Annotated in this window: 16 protein-coding genes; 7 read left to right on the top strand and 9 right to left on the bottom strand. The window is 63.8% G+C overall.

Annotation, left to right across the window (positions count from 1 at the left end):
* Window positions 1-218 precede the first annotated feature (218 nt).
* From CAF92_RS25990 to CAF92_RS25980, 3 genes are read right to left on the bottom strand one after another with little or no spacing between them, the layout of a single operon-like run.
* The gene (locus CAF92_RS25990; RefSeq protein ID WP_008094148.1) at window positions 219-374 is read right to left on the bottom strand and encodes a DUF2474 domain-containing protein; all 156 of its coding nucleotides are present in this window, start codon (window positions 372-374) and stop codon (window positions 219-221) included.
* A gap of 9 nt (window positions 375-383) precedes the next feature.
* Window positions 384-1,391, bottom strand: a complete 1,008-nt coding sequence (gene cydB, locus CAF92_RS25985; protein WP_085602322.1) for a cytochrome d ubiquinol oxidase subunit II — start codon at window positions 1,389-1,391, stop codon at window positions 384-386.
* 3 nt (window positions 1,392-1,394) lie between these two features.
* Window positions 1,395-2,831, bottom strand: coding sequence for a cytochrome ubiquinol oxidase subunit I (locus tag CAF92_RS25980; protein WP_046616359.1), 1,437 nt, complete (start codon window positions 2,829-2,831; stop codon window positions 1,395-1,397).
* A gap of 344 nt (window positions 2,832-3,175) precedes the next feature.
* Here CAF92_RS25980 and CAF92_RS25975 point away from each other — a divergent pair, with 344 nt between their 5' ends.
* The 3 genes from CAF92_RS25975 (at window position 3,176) to trmA (ending at window position 7,055) form a co-directional block, all read left to right on the top strand.
* Window positions 3,176-4,396 carry an MFS transporter gene (locus CAF92_RS25975; RefSeq protein WP_046616360.1) on the top strand — a complete coding sequence of 407 codons (1,221 nt, stop codon included), beginning with the start codon at window positions 3,176-3,178 and terminating at the stop codon, window positions 4,394-4,396.
* A gap of 281 nt (window positions 4,397-4,677) precedes the next feature.
* Window positions 4,678-5,973, top strand: a complete 1,296-nt coding sequence (locus tag CAF92_RS25970; protein ID WP_046616361.1) for an NCS2 family permease — start codon at window positions 4,678-4,680, stop codon at window positions 5,971-5,973.
* The gene (gene trmA / locus CAF92_RS25965; protein ID WP_046616362.1) at window positions 5,970-7,055 is read left to right on the top strand and encodes a tRNA (uridine(54)-C5)-methyltransferase TrmA; all 1,086 of its coding nucleotides are present in this window, start codon (window positions 5,970-5,972) and stop codon (window positions 7,053-7,055) included. Before CAF92_RS25970 ends, trmA begins: the two co-directional genes overlap by 4 nt.
* A 140-nt stretch (window positions 7,056-7,195) precedes the next feature.
* Here trmA and pcaG read toward each other — a convergent pair whose 3' ends face one another.
* Window positions 7,196-7,801 (bottom strand): protocatechuate 3,4-dioxygenase subunit alpha, encoded by a 606-nt coding sequence (gene pcaG / locus CAF92_RS25960; protein ID WP_046616363.1) that lies wholly within the window; start codon window positions 7,799-7,801, stop codon window positions 7,196-7,198.
* 10 nt (window positions 7,802-7,811) lie between these two features.
* Window positions 7,812-8,531, bottom strand: a complete 720-nt coding sequence (pcaH, locus tag CAF92_RS25955) for a protocatechuate 3,4-dioxygenase subunit beta (RefSeq protein ID WP_003251597.1) — start codon at window positions 8,529-8,531, stop codon at window positions 7,812-7,814.
* A 226-nt stretch (window positions 8,532-8,757) separates the two neighbouring features.
* Between pcaH and CAF92_RS25950 the strand changes: the two genes are divergently transcribed.
* Window positions 8,758-9,645, top strand: a complete 888-nt coding sequence (locus tag CAF92_RS25950) for a neutral zinc metallopeptidase (protein WP_015271806.1) — start codon at window positions 8,758-8,760, stop codon at window positions 9,643-9,645.
* A 256-nt stretch (window positions 9,646-9,901) separates the two neighbouring features.
* A complete protein-coding gene (locus CAF92_RS25945; RefSeq protein WP_046616364.1) occupies window positions 9,902-11,821 on the top strand; it encodes a methyl-accepting chemotaxis protein in 1,920 nt (639 codons plus the stop codon).
* A 136-nt stretch (window positions 11,822-11,957) separates the two neighbouring features.
* Here the strand turns inward: CAF92_RS25945 and ggt are convergent, their stop codons facing one another.
* From ggt to CAF92_RS25930, 3 genes are all read right to left on the bottom strand, one after another.
* Entirely contained in the window at window positions 11,958-13,625 is a 1,668-nt protein-coding gene (gene ggt / locus CAF92_RS25940; protein ID WP_085602321.1) for a gamma-glutamyltransferase, read from the bottom strand.
* A 117-nt stretch (window positions 13,626-13,742) separates the two neighbouring features.
* Window positions 13,743-14,639: a LysR substrate-binding domain-containing protein gene (locus CAF92_RS25935; protein WP_046616366.1), complete on the bottom strand. Its 897-nt coding sequence runs from the start codon at window positions 14,637-14,639 to the stop codon at window positions 13,743-13,745.
* A gap of 183 nt (window positions 14,640-14,822) precedes the next feature.
* Window positions 14,823-15,413, bottom strand: a complete 591-nt coding sequence (locus CAF92_RS25930) for an NAD(P)H-dependent oxidoreductase (protein WP_046616367.1) — start codon at window positions 15,411-15,413, stop codon at window positions 14,823-14,825.
* A 154-nt stretch (window positions 15,414-15,567) separates the two neighbouring features.
* Here CAF92_RS25930 and CAF92_RS25925 point away from each other — a divergent pair, with 154 nt between their 5' ends.
* The gene (locus tag CAF92_RS25925) at window positions 15,568-15,882 is read left to right on the top strand and encodes a putative quinol monooxygenase (protein ID WP_085602320.1); all 315 of its coding nucleotides are present in this window, start codon (window positions 15,568-15,570) and stop codon (window positions 15,880-15,882) included.
* Here CAF92_RS25925 and CAF92_RS25920 read toward each other — a convergent pair.
* A complete protein-coding gene (locus CAF92_RS25920) occupies window positions 15,872-16,636 on the bottom strand; it encodes a sulfite exporter TauE/SafE family protein (protein ID WP_085602319.1) in 765 nt (254 codons plus the stop codon). The two genes, CAF92_RS25925 and CAF92_RS25920, sit on opposite strands and share 11 nt — an antisense overlap.
* A 77-nt stretch (window positions 16,637-16,713) precedes the next feature.
* Between CAF92_RS25920 and CAF92_RS25915 the strand changes: the two genes are divergently transcribed.
* Window positions 16,714-17,595: a LysR substrate-binding domain-containing protein gene (locus CAF92_RS25915; RefSeq protein ID WP_046616370.1), complete on the top strand. Its 882-nt coding sequence runs from the start codon at window positions 16,714-16,716 to the stop codon at window positions 17,593-17,595.
* Window positions 17,596-17,750 lie beyond the last annotated feature (155 nt).

The following is a 17,750-nucleotide window of genomic DNA, read 5'->3' as shown; positions in this document are numbered from 1 at the left end:
CGTGATCCCTGTGGGAGCGGGTTACCCGCGAAGAAGACACCGCGATGGATGGCACGGGCTTCGCCCGTGTTCGCGGGCAAGCCCGCTCCCACAGGGATCGCGCCAGCTTTTAGAAATTGAGCAAGACAGTTGCTCCCACAGGTACTGCACTGCATTCAAGGGCAGTGCAGTACCTGTGGGAGCTGGCTTGCCGGCGATAGGGCCAGAACAGGCTTGCCTCAATGGGTGGTCAGCCCCGCTGCCCCCATGAACAGGCGCATCACGTAGGCCGCCACGCCGAGGGCCGCCACGCTCATTGCCCAGATCAACAGCAGCCAGCCCAGGCGCTGCCACAGGGGTTTCTTCTCGTCCAAGCCGTGCTTGCCGGTCATCATGCGGCCCTCCTAGTGATAGCCGTCTTCATGGGTCACCTTGCCGCGGAACACGTAGTAGCTCCAGAAGGTGTACATGAGGATGAACGGCAGGATGAACAGTGTGCCCACCAGCATGAAGCCCTGGCTCTGCGGTGGCGCCGCGGCATCCCAGATCGAGATCGACGGCGGGATTATGTTCGGCCACAGGCTTATGCCCAGGCCGCTGTAGCCGAGGAAGATCAGCACCAACGTCAGCAGGAACGGCGTGTAGTGCGCATTGCGCGCCACCGCCTTGAGCAACCCGTAGAAGGTTACCAGCACCAGGATCGGCACCGGCATGAACCAGACCAGGTTAGGCATGCTGAACCAGCGCTCGGCGATCTGCGGGTAGGCAATCGGTGTCCACAGGCTGACGATGCCGATCACCACCAGCAGCACCAGCGCCAGCGGCCGGGCGATGTCGTGCATCTTCTGCTGCAGCGCCCCTTCGGTCTTCATGATCAGCCAGGTGCAGCCCAAAAGGGTGTAGGCAACGATCAGCCCCAGGCCGCAGAACAGGCTGAACGGGGTCAGCCAGTCAAGGGTGCCACCGGCAAAATGCCGGTCGACCACCTTGAAGCCTTCGAGGAAGGCACCCAGCGCCACGCCCTGGAAGAAGGTGGCGACCAGAGAGCCCCAGATGAACGCCTTGTCCCAGATGTGGCGCTTGTCGGCCTTGGCCTTGAAGCGGAACTCGAAAGCCACGCCGCGGAAGATCAGGCCGATCAGCATCAGGATCAATGGCAGGTACAGTGCCTCCAGCACCACCGAGTAAGCCATCGGGAACGCTCCGAACAGCCCGGCACCACCCAGCACAAGCCAGGTTTCGTTACCGTCCCATACGGGGGCGACGGTGTTCATCATCACATCGCGGTCATGCTCGCCCTTCACGAACGGGAAAAGCATGCCGATCCCCAGGTCGAAACCATCCATCACCACGTACATCATGACGCCGAAGATGATGATCACGGCCCAGATCAGCGGAAGGTCGATACCCATGGCTCAGTTCCCCTTGCTCAGGCTGGCAGAGTTGGCCTCGTGGCCATCATCGGCGGCGGACAGCGGCCGCGCCGGGGTGCGTTTGGTGCCAGGGCCACCAGGGTTGTGCTCGTCACCCTCACCGGTCTGCGGCCCTTTGCGCACCAGGCGCATCATGTAGCCAAGGCCGGTGCCGAACAGTGCGAAGTACACCACCACGAATGCCACCAAGGTGAAGCCGAGCTGGGCGTAACTGTGGTTGGACACACCGTCTGCGGTGCGCATCAGGCCATACACCACCCAGGGCTGACGGCCGATTTCGGTGGTGAACCAGCCGGCCAGCAGCGCGATCAGCCCGGAAGGCCCCATCCACAAGGCCAGGTGCAGGAACGGCCGCGAGGTGTAGAGCGTGCCGCGCTTGCGCAGCCAGAGGCTCCACAGGCCGACGAAGATCATCAGGAAGCCCAGCCCGACCATGATCCGGAACGACCAGAAGACGATGGTCGAGTTGGGCCGGTCTTCGGGCGGGAACTCCTTCATCGCTGGCACCTGCTTGTCCAGGCTGTGGGTCAGGATCAGGCTGCCGAGCGCCGGGATCTCGAGCTTGAAGCGAGTGGTTTCGGCCTGCATGTCGGGGATACCGAACAGAATCAGCGGGGTTGGCTCGCCGGGCACATTCTCCCAGTGGCCTTCGATCGCGGCGATTTTCACCGGCTGGTGCTTGAGGGTATTGAGGCCATGGAAGTCACCGATCACCGCCTGGATCGGGGCGACGATCAGCGCCATCCACATGGCCATCGACAGCATCTTGCGCACCGCCGGGTTGTCACGCCCGCGCAGCAGGTGCCAGGCCGCCGAGGCACCGACGAAGAACGCGGTGGCGACGAACGCGGCAGTGGCCATGTGCATCAGGCGGTAGGGGAACGAGGGGTTGAATACCACCGCCAGCCAGTCCACCGGCACCACACGGCCATCTATGATCTCGTGACCTTGCGGGGTCTGCATCCAACTGTTGGAGGCGAGGATCCAGAAGGTCGAGACCAGGGTGCCGAGCGCAACCATCACCGTGGAGAAGAAGTGCAGGCCACGGCCGACGCGGTTCCAGCCAAACAGCATGACCCCCAGGAAGCCAGCCTCGAGGAAGAACGCGGTCAGCACCTCGTAGGTGAGCAGCGGGCCGGTAATGGCGCCGGCGAAGTCGGAGAAGCGGCTCCAGTTGGTACCGAACTGGTAGGCCATGACCAGGCCAGAGACCACGCCCATGCCGAAGTTGACGGCGAAGATTTTCGACCAGAAGTGATAAAGGTCACGGTAGACCTGGTTGTTGGTCCGCAGCCAGAGGCCTTCGAGGACTGCCAGGTAGCTCGCCAGGCCAATGGTGATGGCCGGGAACAGGATATGGAACGACACGGTAAAGGCAAACTGCATTCGGGCGAGCTCTAGGGCCTCTATTCCGAACATGGTGCTTCCTCTTCAGATAATCCGGCGTCCGGGCCGCTGGCCCAATCGCCCACTGCCCCCACGGTAGTCGAGTGCGGCGCGTTGGAATTGTTCTGTTCGATCGCAGGGATTTCGGCCCGAGGGCCCGATCGTTACATCTGGAACGATTGACCCAGATCAACGATTGATAGGAAGCATAGTCCTGAATGGCCCGCCGGGCCGTGTGGTTGATTGCCGCGTGACCGGTTGCCCCACCCCCTTTCATGACGCGTGAAAAAGTGCCGCCCCCGGCAAACAGTAACTGTTTGTTACAAACAGATGATACGCTGCGCACCCCTCTACTGCGCCGAGGCCCCTGGTTTCCGATGTCCGATTCCGCACCGCAGTTGTTGCGTCACCACCGCCCTTTCCTGGCCTTCTGGCTAGCCCGTGTGTTCACCGCCAGCGGCTTCCAGATGCTCACCGTGGCCATTGGCTGGCACCTCTACCAGTTGACCGGCAACGTGCTGGACCTGGGCCTGGTCGGCCTGGTCGAGTTCGCCCCACGGGTGCTGTTCATGCTGCACACCGGGCATGTCGCCGACCGCTATGACCGGCGCAAGGTCGCTGCGCTGTGCCAGAGCCTGCAGGGGCTGATTGCCCTGGCATTGGCGCTGGGTAGCGCCACCGACAACGTCACCCGCGAGCTGATCTTCGCCCTCGCCTTCCTGCTCGGTGCCACACGTTCGTTCGAAATGCCGGCAACCCAGGCGCTGCTGCCCAACGTGGTACCGGCCGGGCTGTTCCCACGCGCGGTGGCGGCTTCCGCCTCGGCCACCCAGTCGGCAACCATCGTGGCACCGGCGGTGGGCGGCTTCCTGTATGCCTTCGGCAGCATCTGGGTATACGGCCCCACCGTCGCCCTTTACGCCATCGCCTGCGTGCTGACCCTGAGCCTGCAGGCACGCGGCCAGGTGGCCCAGCGCGGACGCGCCAGCATTGAATCGCTGCTGGCCGGCATCCGCTTCATTCGCAGCCGGCCCGACATCCTCGGCGCCATCTCGCTGGACCTGTTCGCCGTGCTGCTGGGCGGGGCCACCGCGCTGCTGCCGGTGTTCGCCAAGGACATCCTGCTGACCGGCCCGCTGGGCCTGGGCCTGCTGCGCTCGGCGCCAGCGGTGGGGGCGTTGCTGATGTCGCTGTGGCTGGCGCGCTTCCCGTTCGAGCGCAACGTGGGGCGGACCATGTTCACGGCAGTCGGTGTATTCGGCGTGGCGACCATCGCCTTTGGCCTGTCGACCTCGTTCTGGTTCTCGCTGGCGGTGCTGGTAGTGCTGGGCGCAGCGGACATGATCAGCATGGTCATCCGCGGCGCTTTCGTGCAGCTGGAGACGCCGGATGAAATGCGCGGGCGGGTGAGCGCGGTTAACGGCTTGTTCATTGGTGCTTCGAATCAGCTCGGCGAGTTCGAATCGGGGGTAACGGCGCACTGGTTTGGGACGGTGCCGGCGGTGGTGCTGGGTGGGGTGGGTACTTTGGTGGTGACCGGGGTGTGGATAAGACTGTTCCCCACACTGGCCAAGCGGGACCGGTTGCATAACGGTTGATCGCTCGCCTGTGCCGGCCTCTTCGCGGGCTTGCCCGCTCCCACAAGGACCGCGCCGCCCTCAGGCCCTGCGGTGTCCCTGTGGGAGCGGGCAAGCCCGCGAAAGGGCCGGTACAGGCTATAGAGAAACCATTCCCCAACGGCGATAGGCCCCCGCCAAGCATGCTGGTATGATGCGCGGCTTTTTTCCGCCCCACACAAAACCACGGCAACCGGTACGGTCTGTGCTTTGCTGATGGGGTCGATACATTCATGGCGCCGGGGGCGCCTCGGGGAGCGGGCATGCTGGAAAGGCTGTTTCAACTAAAAGCACACAACACCAACGTGCGCACCGAGATTCTCGCGGGCGTCACCACCTTCCTGGCCATGGCCTACATCCTGTTCGTCAACCCGAGCATCCTCGGCGAGACCGGCATGGACAAGGGCGCGATCTTCGTCGCCACCTGCCTGGCTGCGGCCATCGGCTCCGTGACCATGGGCCTGATCGCCAACTACCCGATCGCACTGGCGCCGGGTATGGGCCTGAACGCGTTCTTCACCTACACCGTGGTCCTGCACATGGGCCACACCTGGCAGGTGGCACTGGGTGCGGTGTTCCTGTCGGCGGTGATGTTCTTCCTGCTGTCGATCTTCCGCATCCGCGAATGGATCGTGAACAGCATCCCGCTGCCGCTGCGTTCGGCCATTGCCGCAGGTATTGGCCTGTTCCTGGCGCTGATCGCCCTGCATAACGCAGGCATCGTCGTCGACAACCCAGCCACCCTGGTAGGCCTGGGCGACCTCAAGCAGCCAGCACCGATCCTCGCCACCCTGGGCTTCTTCCTGATCGTCGGCCTCGAGTCGCTGAAAGTGCGCGGCGCGGTGCTGATCGGCATTCTCGCCGTGACCATCGCCTCGATCCTGATGGGCGTGACGCCTTTCGGTGGCGTGGTCTCGATGCCGCCGTCGCTGGCCCCGACCTTCCTGCAGCTGGACATCGCCGGCGCACTGGACGTGGGCCTGGTCAGCGTGATCTTCGCCTTCCTGTTCGTCGACCTGTTCGACAACTCCGGCACCCTGATCGGCGTGGCCAAGCGCGCCGGGCTGATGGGCAAGGACGGCCACATGCCGAAGATGGGCCGCGCCCTGATCGCCGACAGCACCGCCGCCATGGCCGGCTCCCTGCTGGGCACCTCGACCACCACCAGCTACATCGAATCCGCCGCGGGCGTGAGCGCCGGTGGCCGTACCGGCCTGACCGCCATCGTGGTCGCCATGCTGTTCCTGCTGGCGCTGTTCTTCGCCCCGCTGGCCGGTAGCGTGCCGGCCTTCGCCACCGCCCCGGCGCTGCTGTTCGTCGCGGTGCTGATGGCCTCGGGCCTGGCAGAAATAAACTGGGACGACGTCACCGAAGCCGCACCGGTGGTAGTGACCGCCCTGGCCATGCCGCTGACCTATTCGATCGCCAACGGCATCGCCTTCGGCTTCATTTCCTGGACCGCCGTCAAGCTGATCTCCGGCCGCCACCGCGACCTGAACCCGGCCTTGGTGATCCTTTCCATCCTGTTCGTCATCAAGCTGGGCTGGTTCAACGCATGAGTGCTGCTTTCGACCCCTCCTCCTACACCACCCAGCTGGACGCCAAGGTGGCCCGGCTGCGCGAGCTGCTGGCGCCGTTCGGCGCGCCGGAGCCGGCTGTTTTCGACTCGCCGCGCGAGCATTACCGCCTGCGCGCCGAATTCCGCCTGTGGCGCGAGGATGGCCAGCGCCACTACGCCATGTTCGCCCCGGGCGAGAAGCACAAGGCGATCCTGATCGACGACTTCCCCATTGCCAGCCAGCGCATCAATGCACTGATGCCGCGCCTGAAGGCGGCCTGGCAGGCCAGCGAAGAGCTGGGCAACCGCCTGTTCCAGGTGGAGTTCCTCACCACCTTGGCTGGCGATGCCATGGTCACCCTGTGCTACCACCGCCCGCTGGACGAGGCCTGGGAAACGGCCGCACGGCAGCTGGCCGAAGAGCTGGGCGTGAGCATCATCGGCCGCTCCAAGGGCAAGCGCCTGGTCATCGGCCGTGACTACGCGGTGGAAAGACTCGAAGTCGCTGGTCGTGTGTTCAGCTACCGCCAGCCGGAAGGCGCGTTCACCCAGCCCAACGGCGCGGTGAACCAGAAGATGCTGAGCTGGGCCTTCGAGGCCATCGGCGAGCGCGACGACGACCTGCTGGAGCTGTACTGCGGCAACGGTAACTTCACCCTGCCGCTGGCCACCCGCGTGCGCCAGGTGCTGGCCACGGAGATCAGCAAGACGTCGGTCAATGCCGCGCTGAGCAACCTCGATGAGAACGCAGTGGATAACGTGCGGCTGGTGCGCCTGTCGGCAGAAGAGCTGACCCAGGCACTGAATGAGGTTCGGCCATTCCGCCGGCTGGAAGGCATCGACCTGAAGAGCTACGAGTTCGGTACGGTGTTCGTCGACCCGCCGCGGGCGGGGATGGACCCGGATACCTGCGAGCTGACTCGGCGTTTCGAGCGGATCCTGTACATCTCGTGCAACCCGGAGACACTGGCGGCGAACATTGCCCAGTTGCAGGACACCCACCGCATCGAACGATGTGCGTTGTTTGACCAGTTCCCCTATACCCACCATATGGAGAGTGGGGTTCTGCTGGTTCGGCGCTGACCTTCAGACAGCCGGGGCTGCTTTGCAGCCCATCGCCGGCAAGCCAGCTCCCACACCGACCGCGCTGCCCTCAAGGCCTGTGCAGTCCCTGTGGGAGCTGGCTTGCCGGCGATGGGCCGCAAAGCGGCCCCAGGCTTCACTCAGAAGTCGAAGAACACCGTCTCCCCTTCCCCCTGAATACGGATATCGAAGCGATACGCCGTCTTCCCGTCCACCTCGCAACGCTTGGCCACCAGTGTCTCGCGCCGCTGCGGCTGCTCGATCAGGTTGAGCACCGGGCACTTGGCATTGGCCTCGGCCTCATCATCGAAATACAGGCGCGTGTGCAGGTGGATGTTGATCCCCCGGGCAAACAGGCTGATGTTGATGTGCGGTGCCATTGGCACACCGGCGGCGTTTTTCACCACACCTGGCTTCACCGTATGCGCCGTCCACTCACCCGCGTCAAAGGTGGTAGCTGTGCGGCCAAAGCTGTTGAAGGCGTTTTCCAGGTTGTAGGCATCCTGGTACTCACCGTTGGCGTCGGCTTGCCAGAGCTCCAGGAACGAGTCCCTCACCAGGTGGCCATTGCCGTCATACACATGGCCGATCAGCAGAATATGCTCGCCGGGCGCGTCCGGCTTGGCCAAGCGGTTCCAGATTTCCTGGTCGCGGGTCGGGTTGCCGGCCGCTTCCAGGGCCAGGCCGATGTGCACGTAGGGGCCGGCGGTCTGCGAAGGGGTTTCCGGCAGCAGTTCGATTGGCATGGCGGGGTCCTCAGCAGTTTTCGAAGTGGGTCTTGCGCTGGCCGCGCAGCACGATGTCGAAGCGGTAGGCCAGGCAGTCCATCGGGTTGGCGTTGCTCATGTCGAGCTTGGCGATCAACTGCTGCACGGCTTGCGGGTTGGCGATCGACTTGACGATCGGGCACATCGGGATCAGCGGGTCACCCTCGAAGTACAGCTGGGTGATCAACTTGGTGGCGATCGACGGGCCGCTGATGGCGAAGTGGATGTGCGCCGGACGCCAATCGTTCGGGCCGTTGCGCCATGGGTACGGGCCCGGCTTGATGGTGCGGAAGCTGTAGTAGCCATCACGGTCGGTCAGGCAACGGCCAACGCCACCGAAGTTCGGGTCCAGCGGCGCCAGGTAGCGGTCGTTCTTGTGACGGTAGCGGCCACCGGCGTTGGCCTGCCACATTTCCACCAGGGTGTTCGGCACAGGCTTGCCGTACTGGTCGACGACACGGCCGGCGACGATGATTCGCTCGCCGATCGGCAAGCCGCCGTTGTTGAAGTTCAGCAGCAGGTCATGGTCATGGGCGCCGAAGCCCAGGTGGGAAAAGTCCGGGCCGGTGGTTTCGCTGATCGATTGCGGAATGCTGACCAATGCCTGGCGTGGCGAGCGGGCAATAGAAGTCTTGTAGTCAGGCGTAAGGGCTTTCGGGTGCCAGTTGCGATCACGGATCACGAAGCGGCTGTTGTCCTGGGCGGGCATGCCGGTTTCCTCTCTTGGAATTATGGAAATGCGCGGGGGGTGATTTGAAACCCTTTCGCGGGCAAGCCCGCTCCCACATGCAGTTTCAGGCAGGTCGCGCGCAATGAATATTGAAATCAGCTACACCAAACATAACCATTTGGTTATGCATAAGCATCTTGGCCTGACACTCGCCGCCGTCGTGGACTAATCTTTGTCTTCTTGTTTCACGCTCCGGAGAGCATTCATGGATTGGCGAAAAGGCCGACGCAGCGACAATGTGGTCGATGCCCGAGGCGAAGGTGGTGGCGGCGGCATGCGTTTCGGCGGCGGCAAGGGGCTGGGGCTTGGTGCGGTGCTGCTGATTGTCGGCATCGGCTGGCTCACCGGCCAGGACCCGCTGCAGATTCTTGGCCAGCTCGCCGGCCAGATGGAGCAGCAACAACAGCAGGCGCCCAGCAGCGCGGGCGGCAAAGCCCCGCCGGCCAACGACCAGCAGGCCGAGTTCGTCGCCTCGATCCTGGGCGATACCGAAGACACCTGGAAAGCCCTGTTCGCCGAGGGCGGCAAGCAGTACCGCGACCCCAAGCTGGTGCTGTTCAGCGGCCAGGTCAATTCGGCCTGTGGCTTTGCCTCGGCGGCGGTGGGGCCGTTCTACTGCCCGGCGGACCAACGGGTCTACCTGGACATGTCGTTCTTCCGCGAAATGGAAACCCGCTTCGCCGCAGCCGGCGATTTTGCCCAGGCCTACGTGATCGCCCACGAAATCGGCCATCACGTGCAGACCCTGCTGGGCGTGTCGGCCAAAGTCGATGCCGCGCGCCGCAGTGGGCAGCGCATGGAAGGTGACAATGGCCTGCTGGTGCGCCAGGAGCTGCAGGCCGACTGCCTGGCCGGGGTATGGGCCTACCAGGCCCAGAAGCGCCTGAACTGGCTGGAACCGGGTGACGTCGAAGAGGCGCTCAACGCGGCCAATGCCATTGGCGATGACCGCCTGCAGCAGCAGGGCCGCGGACGCGTGGTACCGGACTCGTTCACCCATGGCACCTCGGCGCAGCGGGTGCGCTGGTTCAAGACAGGGTTTGCCGAGGGTGAGGTGAACCGCTGCGATACCTTCAGTGCACGCAACCTTTGAATAAATTCGCAAACCGACGCGATCCCTGTGGGAGCGGCTTTAGCCGCGAACACCGGCAAAGCCGGTGCCATCCACCGCGTCGCCCGCGAAGGGCTGCAAGGCAGCCCTCAATCAAGCCAGTTACAAATCTGCTGAAAAAGCGTTTCAGCTTCCTTCATCACTGCCGATAACCCCTGCACGAATCAGCGGGCATCCAGAACAACAACGCCTGGCGATCGAAGATCAAGCGAGCGAAAACAACTTCTGGAGAGCGTGCATGAACAGCTGGTTCGCCAACATCAGCGTCAACCTCAAACTCGGCCTGGGCTTCGGCCTGGTACTGATCCTCACCGGCCTGCTGGCCCTGACCGGCTGGACCAGCCTGGGCAGCCTGATCGACCGCAGCAACTGGATGGGCGATATCGGCCAGCTCAACAAGGACCTGACCGACCTGCGCATTGCCCGCCTGCAGTACATGATCGCCAATGGCGACGATGCCGCCGCCGCCAACACCCAGACCAAGCTGGACGCCTTCAGCAAGCAGCAGGCCTACCTGGCCAGCACCTTCAAGAGCCCGGAAAACATCAAGCTGCTGGGTGAACTGGGCGAGACCATCAGCGCCTACAAGGTGTCGCTGAACAAGATGCGCCAGGGCTACGACGCCACCCGCACCGCGCGCACGGCCATGGACGGTTCGGCCAGCCGCGCCGACCAGGCCATGGACGCTCTCAGCCAGGAAGTCATGGCGCGCCCCGAAGCCGACAGCGTGCGCCTGGCCCAGTATCAGTTGATCAGCAAGGCCCGCCAGCAACTGCTGCAGGTGCGCATCGATGTACGCGGCTACATTGCCGAAAACAGCGCCGCCAACGAGCAGGCCGCCCTGCGCCAGCTGGACACCGCCCTGGCCGAAATCGACAACCTCAAGCGCCAGCTGCCGGCTGAAGACACACGCCTGCAACAGTTCGAGGGCTCGGTGCTGGCCTACCGTGACGCCGTGCGCCAGTTCCGCGATGCGGTCGCCAACATCACCACTGCGCGCGCCGAAATGACCGTGCAGGGTGCCGACATCGTCAAGCGCAGCGACGCGCTGTACCAGATCCAGCTGCAGCGCCGTGACATCGAGAGCACCCAGGCCCGCAGCCTGCAGGCCATCGCCACGCTGCTGGCGCTGCTGGTCGGCGTGCTGGCGGCAGTGCTGATCACCCGGCAGATCACCCGCCCGCTGCGCGACACCATGGTGGCAGTGGAGAAGATCGCCAGCGGCGACCTCACCCAGCACCTGCGTGTTACCCGTCGCGACGAACTGGGCGTACTGCAACAAGGCATCGCCCGCATGGGCACCACTTTGCGCGAGCTGATCAGCGGCATCCGCGACGGCGTCACCCAGATCGCCAGCGCTGCCGAGGAATTGTCGGCTGTGACCGAGCAGACCAGCGCCGGCGCCAACAGCCAGAAGGTCGAGACCGACCAGGTTGCCACCGCCATGCACGAAATGGCCGCTACCGTTCAGGAAGTGGCACGCAATGCCGAACAGGCCTCGCATGCCGCCACCGGCGCCGATGACGAAGCCCGTGCCGGCGATCGCGTGGTGGGCGAAGCGATTGGCCAGATCGAGCGCCTGGCCGAAGACATGCACCGATCCACCGAAGCCATGAACCTGCTACAGCAGGAAAGCCAGAAGATCGGCAGCGTGATGGACGTGATCAAGTCGGTGGCCGAACAGACCAACCTGCTGGCGCTGAACGCAGCGATCGAGGCGGCGCGTGCCGGCGAGGCCGGCCGTGGTTTTGCCGTGGTCGCCGATGAAGTGCGCGGCCTGGCCCAGCGCACACAGAAATCCACCGAAGAGATCGAAGAGCTGATCGCCAGCCTGCAACATGGGACCCAGCAAGTGGCTACGGCCATGCACGGCAGCCGAACCCTGACCGACAGCAGCGTCGAGCTGGCGCGCAAGGCCGGGGCCTCGCTGGAGAGCATCACCAGCACGGTGTCGAGCATCCAGTCGATGAACCAGCAGATCGCCGCAGCAGCGGAGCAGCAGAGTGCGGTGGCGGAGGAGATCAGCCGCAGCATCCTGAATGTGCGCGATGTGTCGGAGCAGACGGCGGCGGCCAGTGACGAGACGGCGGCGTCCAGCGTGGAGCTGGCGCGGTTGGGTGGGCAGTTGCAGACGTTGGTCAGCCAGTTCCGCGTCTGATCCTGGAATCTGGGGCCGCTTTGCGGCCCATCGCGACACAAGGCCGCTCCCACATTGATCGGCGTACGCAGGTCTTTGTGGGAGCGGCCTTGTGTCGCGATAGGAGGGCAAAGCCCTCCCAGCATTCTGGCAGGTATTACTTGACGACCATCCCTACCCCACGCCCACGCGGATCCGAAGCGGTCTCCAGCTTCGTCCCATCAACCCGGATCGCCTGGATATCCCCCATCTCCCAGCCCTGGTCCTCCAGCACATAGCCCATCTTCTTCAGTTCATCGGCCACCGGCCCGGTCAGCGGCGCATAGCTGTCGAAGTAGATGGTGTCCTTGGGCAGCAACTGATGGTGCACGCGCTGCGCCGCCACTGCCTTGTCCAGCGGCATGCCGTAGTCGTACAGGTTGTTCATCACCTGGAAGATCGAGGTAAAGATCCGCGAGCCACCCGGTGTACCGATGACCAGCTCGACCTTGCCATCGCGGGTCATCAGGCTGGGGCTCATGGACGACAGCATGCGCTTGCCCGGGGCGATGGCATTGGCATCGCCGCCAACCACACCAAAGGCGTTCGCCGCCCCCGGCTTGGCGCTGAAATCGTCCATCTCGTCATTGAGCAGGAAGCCGGCGCCTTTCACCACCACACCACTGCCGTAGTCGAGGTTGAGGGTGTAGGTGTTGCTGACCGCATTGCCCTGCTTGTCTACGATCGAGAAGTGCGTGGTCTGGTGCGGTTCCAGGCCAGGCTTGACCTTGTCGGTGTCTGAAATGGCCTTCGGGTTGACCTGCGCGGCGCGCTTGGCCAGGTAGTCCTTGGCCACCAGCTGATCCACCGGCACTTTGGTGAAGCCTGGGTCACCAAGGTAGTCGGCGCGGTCGGCGAACACGCGCTTCTCGATCTCGGCCAACAGGTGTATGTACTGCGCCGAGTTGTGCGCCACACCCTTGAAGTCCGCCGCGCGGTTTTCCTTGATGCCCAGCAGCTGTGCCAGGGCGACACCACCGGAGCTTGGCGGTGGCGCGGTGTACACCACATTGCCACGCCAGCTCACGGCCATCGGCTCACGCCATACTGCCTTGTAGTCCTTGAGGTCCTGCTTGGTGATCAGGCCCTTGTCGGCCTGCATCTGCGCCACCAGCAGGTCGGCGGTCTTGCCCTGGTAGAACTCGCTCACGCCCTTGTCGGCGATACGTTCCAGGGTCTGGGCCATTTCCGGTTGCTTGAACAGCTCGCCGACCTTCATGTTTCCGAAGTAGTCGTTGAAATTGGTCGCGGTCTTGAACATGCCTTGGGCATCGTTGCGGTATTGGTACTGCTTTGCCGCCACCTTGAAGCCGTTTTTCGCATAGCCGATGGCCGGGGTCAGCAGCTCGCTCCAGGGCAGCTTGCCGAACTTCTGGTGCGCCTCCCACAACCCCATCACCGTGCCCGGTACGCCAGCAGCGCGTGCCCCGACCAGGCTGAGGTTCTCGATGACCTCACCCTTTTCGTCCAGGTACATGTTGCGCGTGGCGGCCTGGGGCGCGACTTCGCGGTAGTCGAGGAAGTAGGGCTTGCCGTCGACGAACAGGGTCATGAACCCGCCACCACCGATGTTGCCGGCCTCGGGATAAGTCACCGCCAGGGTAAAAGCCGTGGCCACTGCAGCATCCACCGCGTTGCCGCCTTTCTTGAGGATGTCGGCTGCCACCTGTGCACCATATTGATCGGGCGCGGCCACCGCACCGCCCTCAAGGTTGGCGGCATGAACCGAGGAACAGCTCAGGATCGCGGCTGCGAGAGCCAGGTACTGGAACGGAGCAATACGCATGACACTTCCTTGGTGTTGTTTTTGTTGAGCAGTCAGTAAGGCCGAAGCGCTTCGACTGTGCAATCAACCGCAGGAAGTTTCGCCGCCTGTGGACAGGATCTGTCGCGTTCAGGCAACTCAGCTGGCGTACATTGCCAACTTGCGCTGGATGAAATCGAGGAAGCACTGGATACGCAGCGCCAGCTGGGTGTTGCGGTAGTACACCGCATGGATCGGCTGGCGGTAGCCGTTGTTGGCTTCGCTCAGCAGCACTTGCAGGCGCCCGGTGCGGATGTCCTCGTGGGTCATGAAGTGCGACAGGCTGACGATGCCCTCGCCGGCCAGCGCCAGTTGGCGCAGGGTCTCGCCACTGGAGGCGATCAGCGCCGGGCGGATGCTCCAGCGGTCACCCTGGGCATGGCGCAGTGGCCATTGGTTGAGCGATTCGGGCTGGCTGAAGCCGAGCAGGCAGTGGCTGGCCAGGTCCTCGACCCGCTGCGGCGTGCCGTGCTGCTCGAGGTAGGCCGGGCTGGCCAGCACCTGTACCGGGCTGCACCCAAGGCTGCGCGCGTGCAGGCTGGAGTCGGCCAGTTCGCCGATGCGGATCGCCACATCGGTGCTCTGCTCCAGCAGGTCGATGATCAGGTCGTCGGTATTGAGTTCCAGTTCGATGCCAGGGTATTGGCGGCGAAACTCGCCGATCCACGGCAGGATGGCATGCAGCATGAAGGGTGCAGCGGCGTTGATGCGCAGGCGCCCGGTAGGGGTCTGGCGATTCATCGACAGACGCTCTTCCATCTCGTCCATCTGCTCCAGGATCAGCCGCGCGCGTTCGAGGAAGAAGCGGCCTTCCTCGGTCAGGTCCATGCGCCGGGTGGTGCGGTTGACCAGCGTGGTGCCCAGCTTGCCTTCAAGGCGCGACAGGGTACGGCTGACGGCGGACGGGGTCTGGCCTATCTGCTCGGCAGCGGCGGAAATCGAGCCGCTGTCGATGACGGCAACGAATACCTGGAGTTCTTCGGATCGGGTTTTCACATCTGCGCCTGTGGTTGGTCTCTGCAGGGATTAGATAGCCGCTTGTCGAGGCCAAGTCCAGCGGTGCCTGTACGGGCCTCTTCGCGGGTGAACCCGCTCCCACAAGTGCTGCACGGTTCTCAAAGACTGTGGAGTACCTGTGGGAGCGGGTTTACCCGCAAAGAGGCCGGCACAGGTAGAACCTTACCGTGCCTTGCCGAATACCTTGTCCAGGTGCGCCTCATAGGCCGCCAAGGCAGTCGGCACATCCGGCCGTTTCATCACATCCACCGCCAAAAAGGTCGGCAGCCCGGTCATGCCAAGGAACTGGTTGGCCTTGTGGAACGGGAAGTACACCGCATCCACCCCCTTGCCCTCGAAGAAATCGCTCGGGTCGTCGAATGCCTGCTGCGGTGCATTCCAGGTCAGCGAAAGCATGTACTGCTTGCCGTGCACCAGGCCACCGCTGCCATACTTTTGCGAGTGGTCCGCACGGGTACGGCCGTCGTTGGCATACAGGCTGCCGTGGCCTGCGGTGAATACCTCATCGATGTACTTCTTCACGGTCCATGGCGCGCCCATCCACCAGCCGGGCATCTGGTAGATCACCACATCAGCCCAGAGGAACTTCTCCACCTCTTCCTGGGCGTCGTAACCACCGTCGATGAAAGTCTGGCGCACATCGAAACCGGCCCGGTCCAGGTGAGCGATGGCCGCTTCGTGCAAGGTCGCGTTGAGGCGACCGTCAGAGTGAGCGAACTGTTTACCACCGTTGAGCAAAAGGATCTTCTTCATGCGGGCCTCGCGGAAAATTCAGGCCGGCAGATTAGAGGCTCGCGGGCGCGGGATATAGTAATGCATGGGCAAAATACAATTGCCCTGAAGTCACGAATTAACAATACATTTTTGCTTTAGAATCGCGTCACCTCCCATCAACGAGTAGCGACCCATGAGTGAGCAGTACGCCTTCATCCTCAAAGCCAAGACTCGCCCGGAAATGGCCGAAGCGTTCGAAACCCTGTTCCGCGCCTACGTCGAGCCAAGCCGCCAGGAACCGGGCTGCATCGAGTACCACATGCTGCGCGACAAGCAGGACCCGAGCCTGTTCGTGTTCTTCGAGGTCTGGGCCGACAAGGCCGCGCTGGATGTGCATTCGGCCCTGCCGCACATGACCGAGTTCTTCGAAAAACGCATGGACTACCTGGAACGCGATTTCGACATACAGATGATCGACATGCTCAGCGCATCAAGCGCTAACCGCTGATCAGCAGATGGCCGCCGAGTGCGGCAAGGCCGATGAAGAAGCAGCGCTTGAACAGCAGCGCGCTGATGCGCTGACGCAGCCACTGGCCAGCCAGCATGCCGAGCAAGGCCGGCGCCAGCATCAGCAGCGAGGCACCCAGTGCCTGGCCACCCAGGGCATCCTGCCCGGCCAGGCCAACGGCCAAGGCCAGGGTCGAAACCGTGAACGACAGGCCCAGGGCCTGGATCATCTGTTCCCGGCTCAACCCCAGGCTCTGCAGGTAGGGCACCGCCGGTATCACGAATACCCCGGTCGCAGCCGTGATCACGCCCGTAACCAGCCCGCAAAGCGGCCCCAGCCAACGCTCCCGCCCCGGCGCCAGGCGCAAGCCCGGGCCGACCAGCCCGTACAGCGCATACAGCACCAAGGCCGCGCCCAGTGCATGCACGGCCCAAGGGCCGCTGTCGATCCCCAGCCAGGCGCTGCCCAGCAAGGTGCCAACGAAAATCAACACCAGCATTGGCCACAGGCGCACCAGCAAGCCCCGCAGGTGCGCACCACTGGCCAGCTGCCACAAGTTCGTGAGGGTCGAAGGCACGATCAGCAATGCCGCAGCCTGCGCCGGTGACATAGCCAGGCCCAGCAGGCCCATGGCGATGGTCGGCAGGCCTAGGCCGATCACCCCCTTCACCGCACCGGCCAGCAGGAAGGTCAGTATCACCAGCAGCGACAGCGCTGGGCCAATGTTCTGGTAAAAAGCGAGCAAGGTATCCATGGGCCGATGATGGCGTGCGCCGGCCGGGCTGAAAATCTGCCATATACTCAGCCAGACTCTTGCCAGGACAGAGCCACATGCATTTCGACCTGATCGACCTCAGGCTTTTCCAGCACACCCTGGAGTGCGGCAACATCACCGCCGGTGCCGGCCGCAGCCATCTGTCGCTGGCAGCAGCCAGTGCACGCATCCGCGCCATGGAGGCATCGCTGGGCATCCCTTTGCTGGAACGCAACCGCCGTGGCGTGCAGCCAACCGCGGCAGGCCAGGCACTGCTACAGCATGCCCGGCTGATAACGCAGCAGGTCGAACGCCTGCAGTTCGACCTGAGCCAGTACGCGCAAGGGCAGCAGGGCCAGGTGCGCCTGCTGTGCAACACGGCGGCGCTCACGGAGTACCTGCCGGAACTGCTGGCCGGCTACCTGGCTGCAAACCCTGGGGTCAGCGTGGATGTGCAGGAGTTGCCAAGCCTGCGCATCGTGCAGTCGATTACCCAGGGCATGGCAGACCTGGGCATCGTTTCGACCGCCGCACCCAGCGCGCACCTGCAGACCCGGCCGTTTCGCGAAGACCCGCTGGTGCTGGTAACGCCGCAGCGCCACCCGCTGGCCAACGAGGTCGCGCCGAGCTTCATCGATAGCCTGGCCCATGGCTATGTCGGCCTGGGGGCTGGCAGTGCACTGGCGTTGTACCTGGAAGAGCAGGCACTGCGCGAGGGGCGGCGCATGCGGGTTCGAGTGCGTGCCGAAGGGTTCGATGGCGTGATCCGCATGGTTGCGGGCGGAGCCGGAGTGGGGATTGTGCCGCTGGCTGCAGTGAAGCGTTGGCAAGGGGTGTTGCCGTTGCACTGGGTGGCCCTGACGGAACCATGGGCCAATCGCCAGTTGCTGGTATGCGCGCGCGACTTTGCGGCATTGCCGGGGTATGCCGCAGGGTTGGTGACCACCCTGACCTGCTGACGGCGTGGATGGCACGGGCTTCGCCCGTGTTCGCGGGTGAACCCGCTCCCACAGGATGGACTGCCCCCGAAAAGTTGGACAGTTTTAGCCAGTAGCCTGAGTCCTGTAGCTGACAGGGCTCAGGCCATTGAGTTTCAGCCTGATGCGATCATGGT

Origin of the sequence: Pseudomonas sp. B10(2017), assembly GCF_002113295.1 — a bacterium.
GTDB classification, from domain to species: domain Bacteria; phylum Pseudomonadota; class Gammaproteobacteria; order Pseudomonadales; family Pseudomonadaceae; genus Aquipseudomonas; species Aquipseudomonas pudica.
The sequence above is the reverse complement of the archived record's forward strand: the minus strand, read 5'-3'. Positions and strand labels throughout refer to the sequence as shown.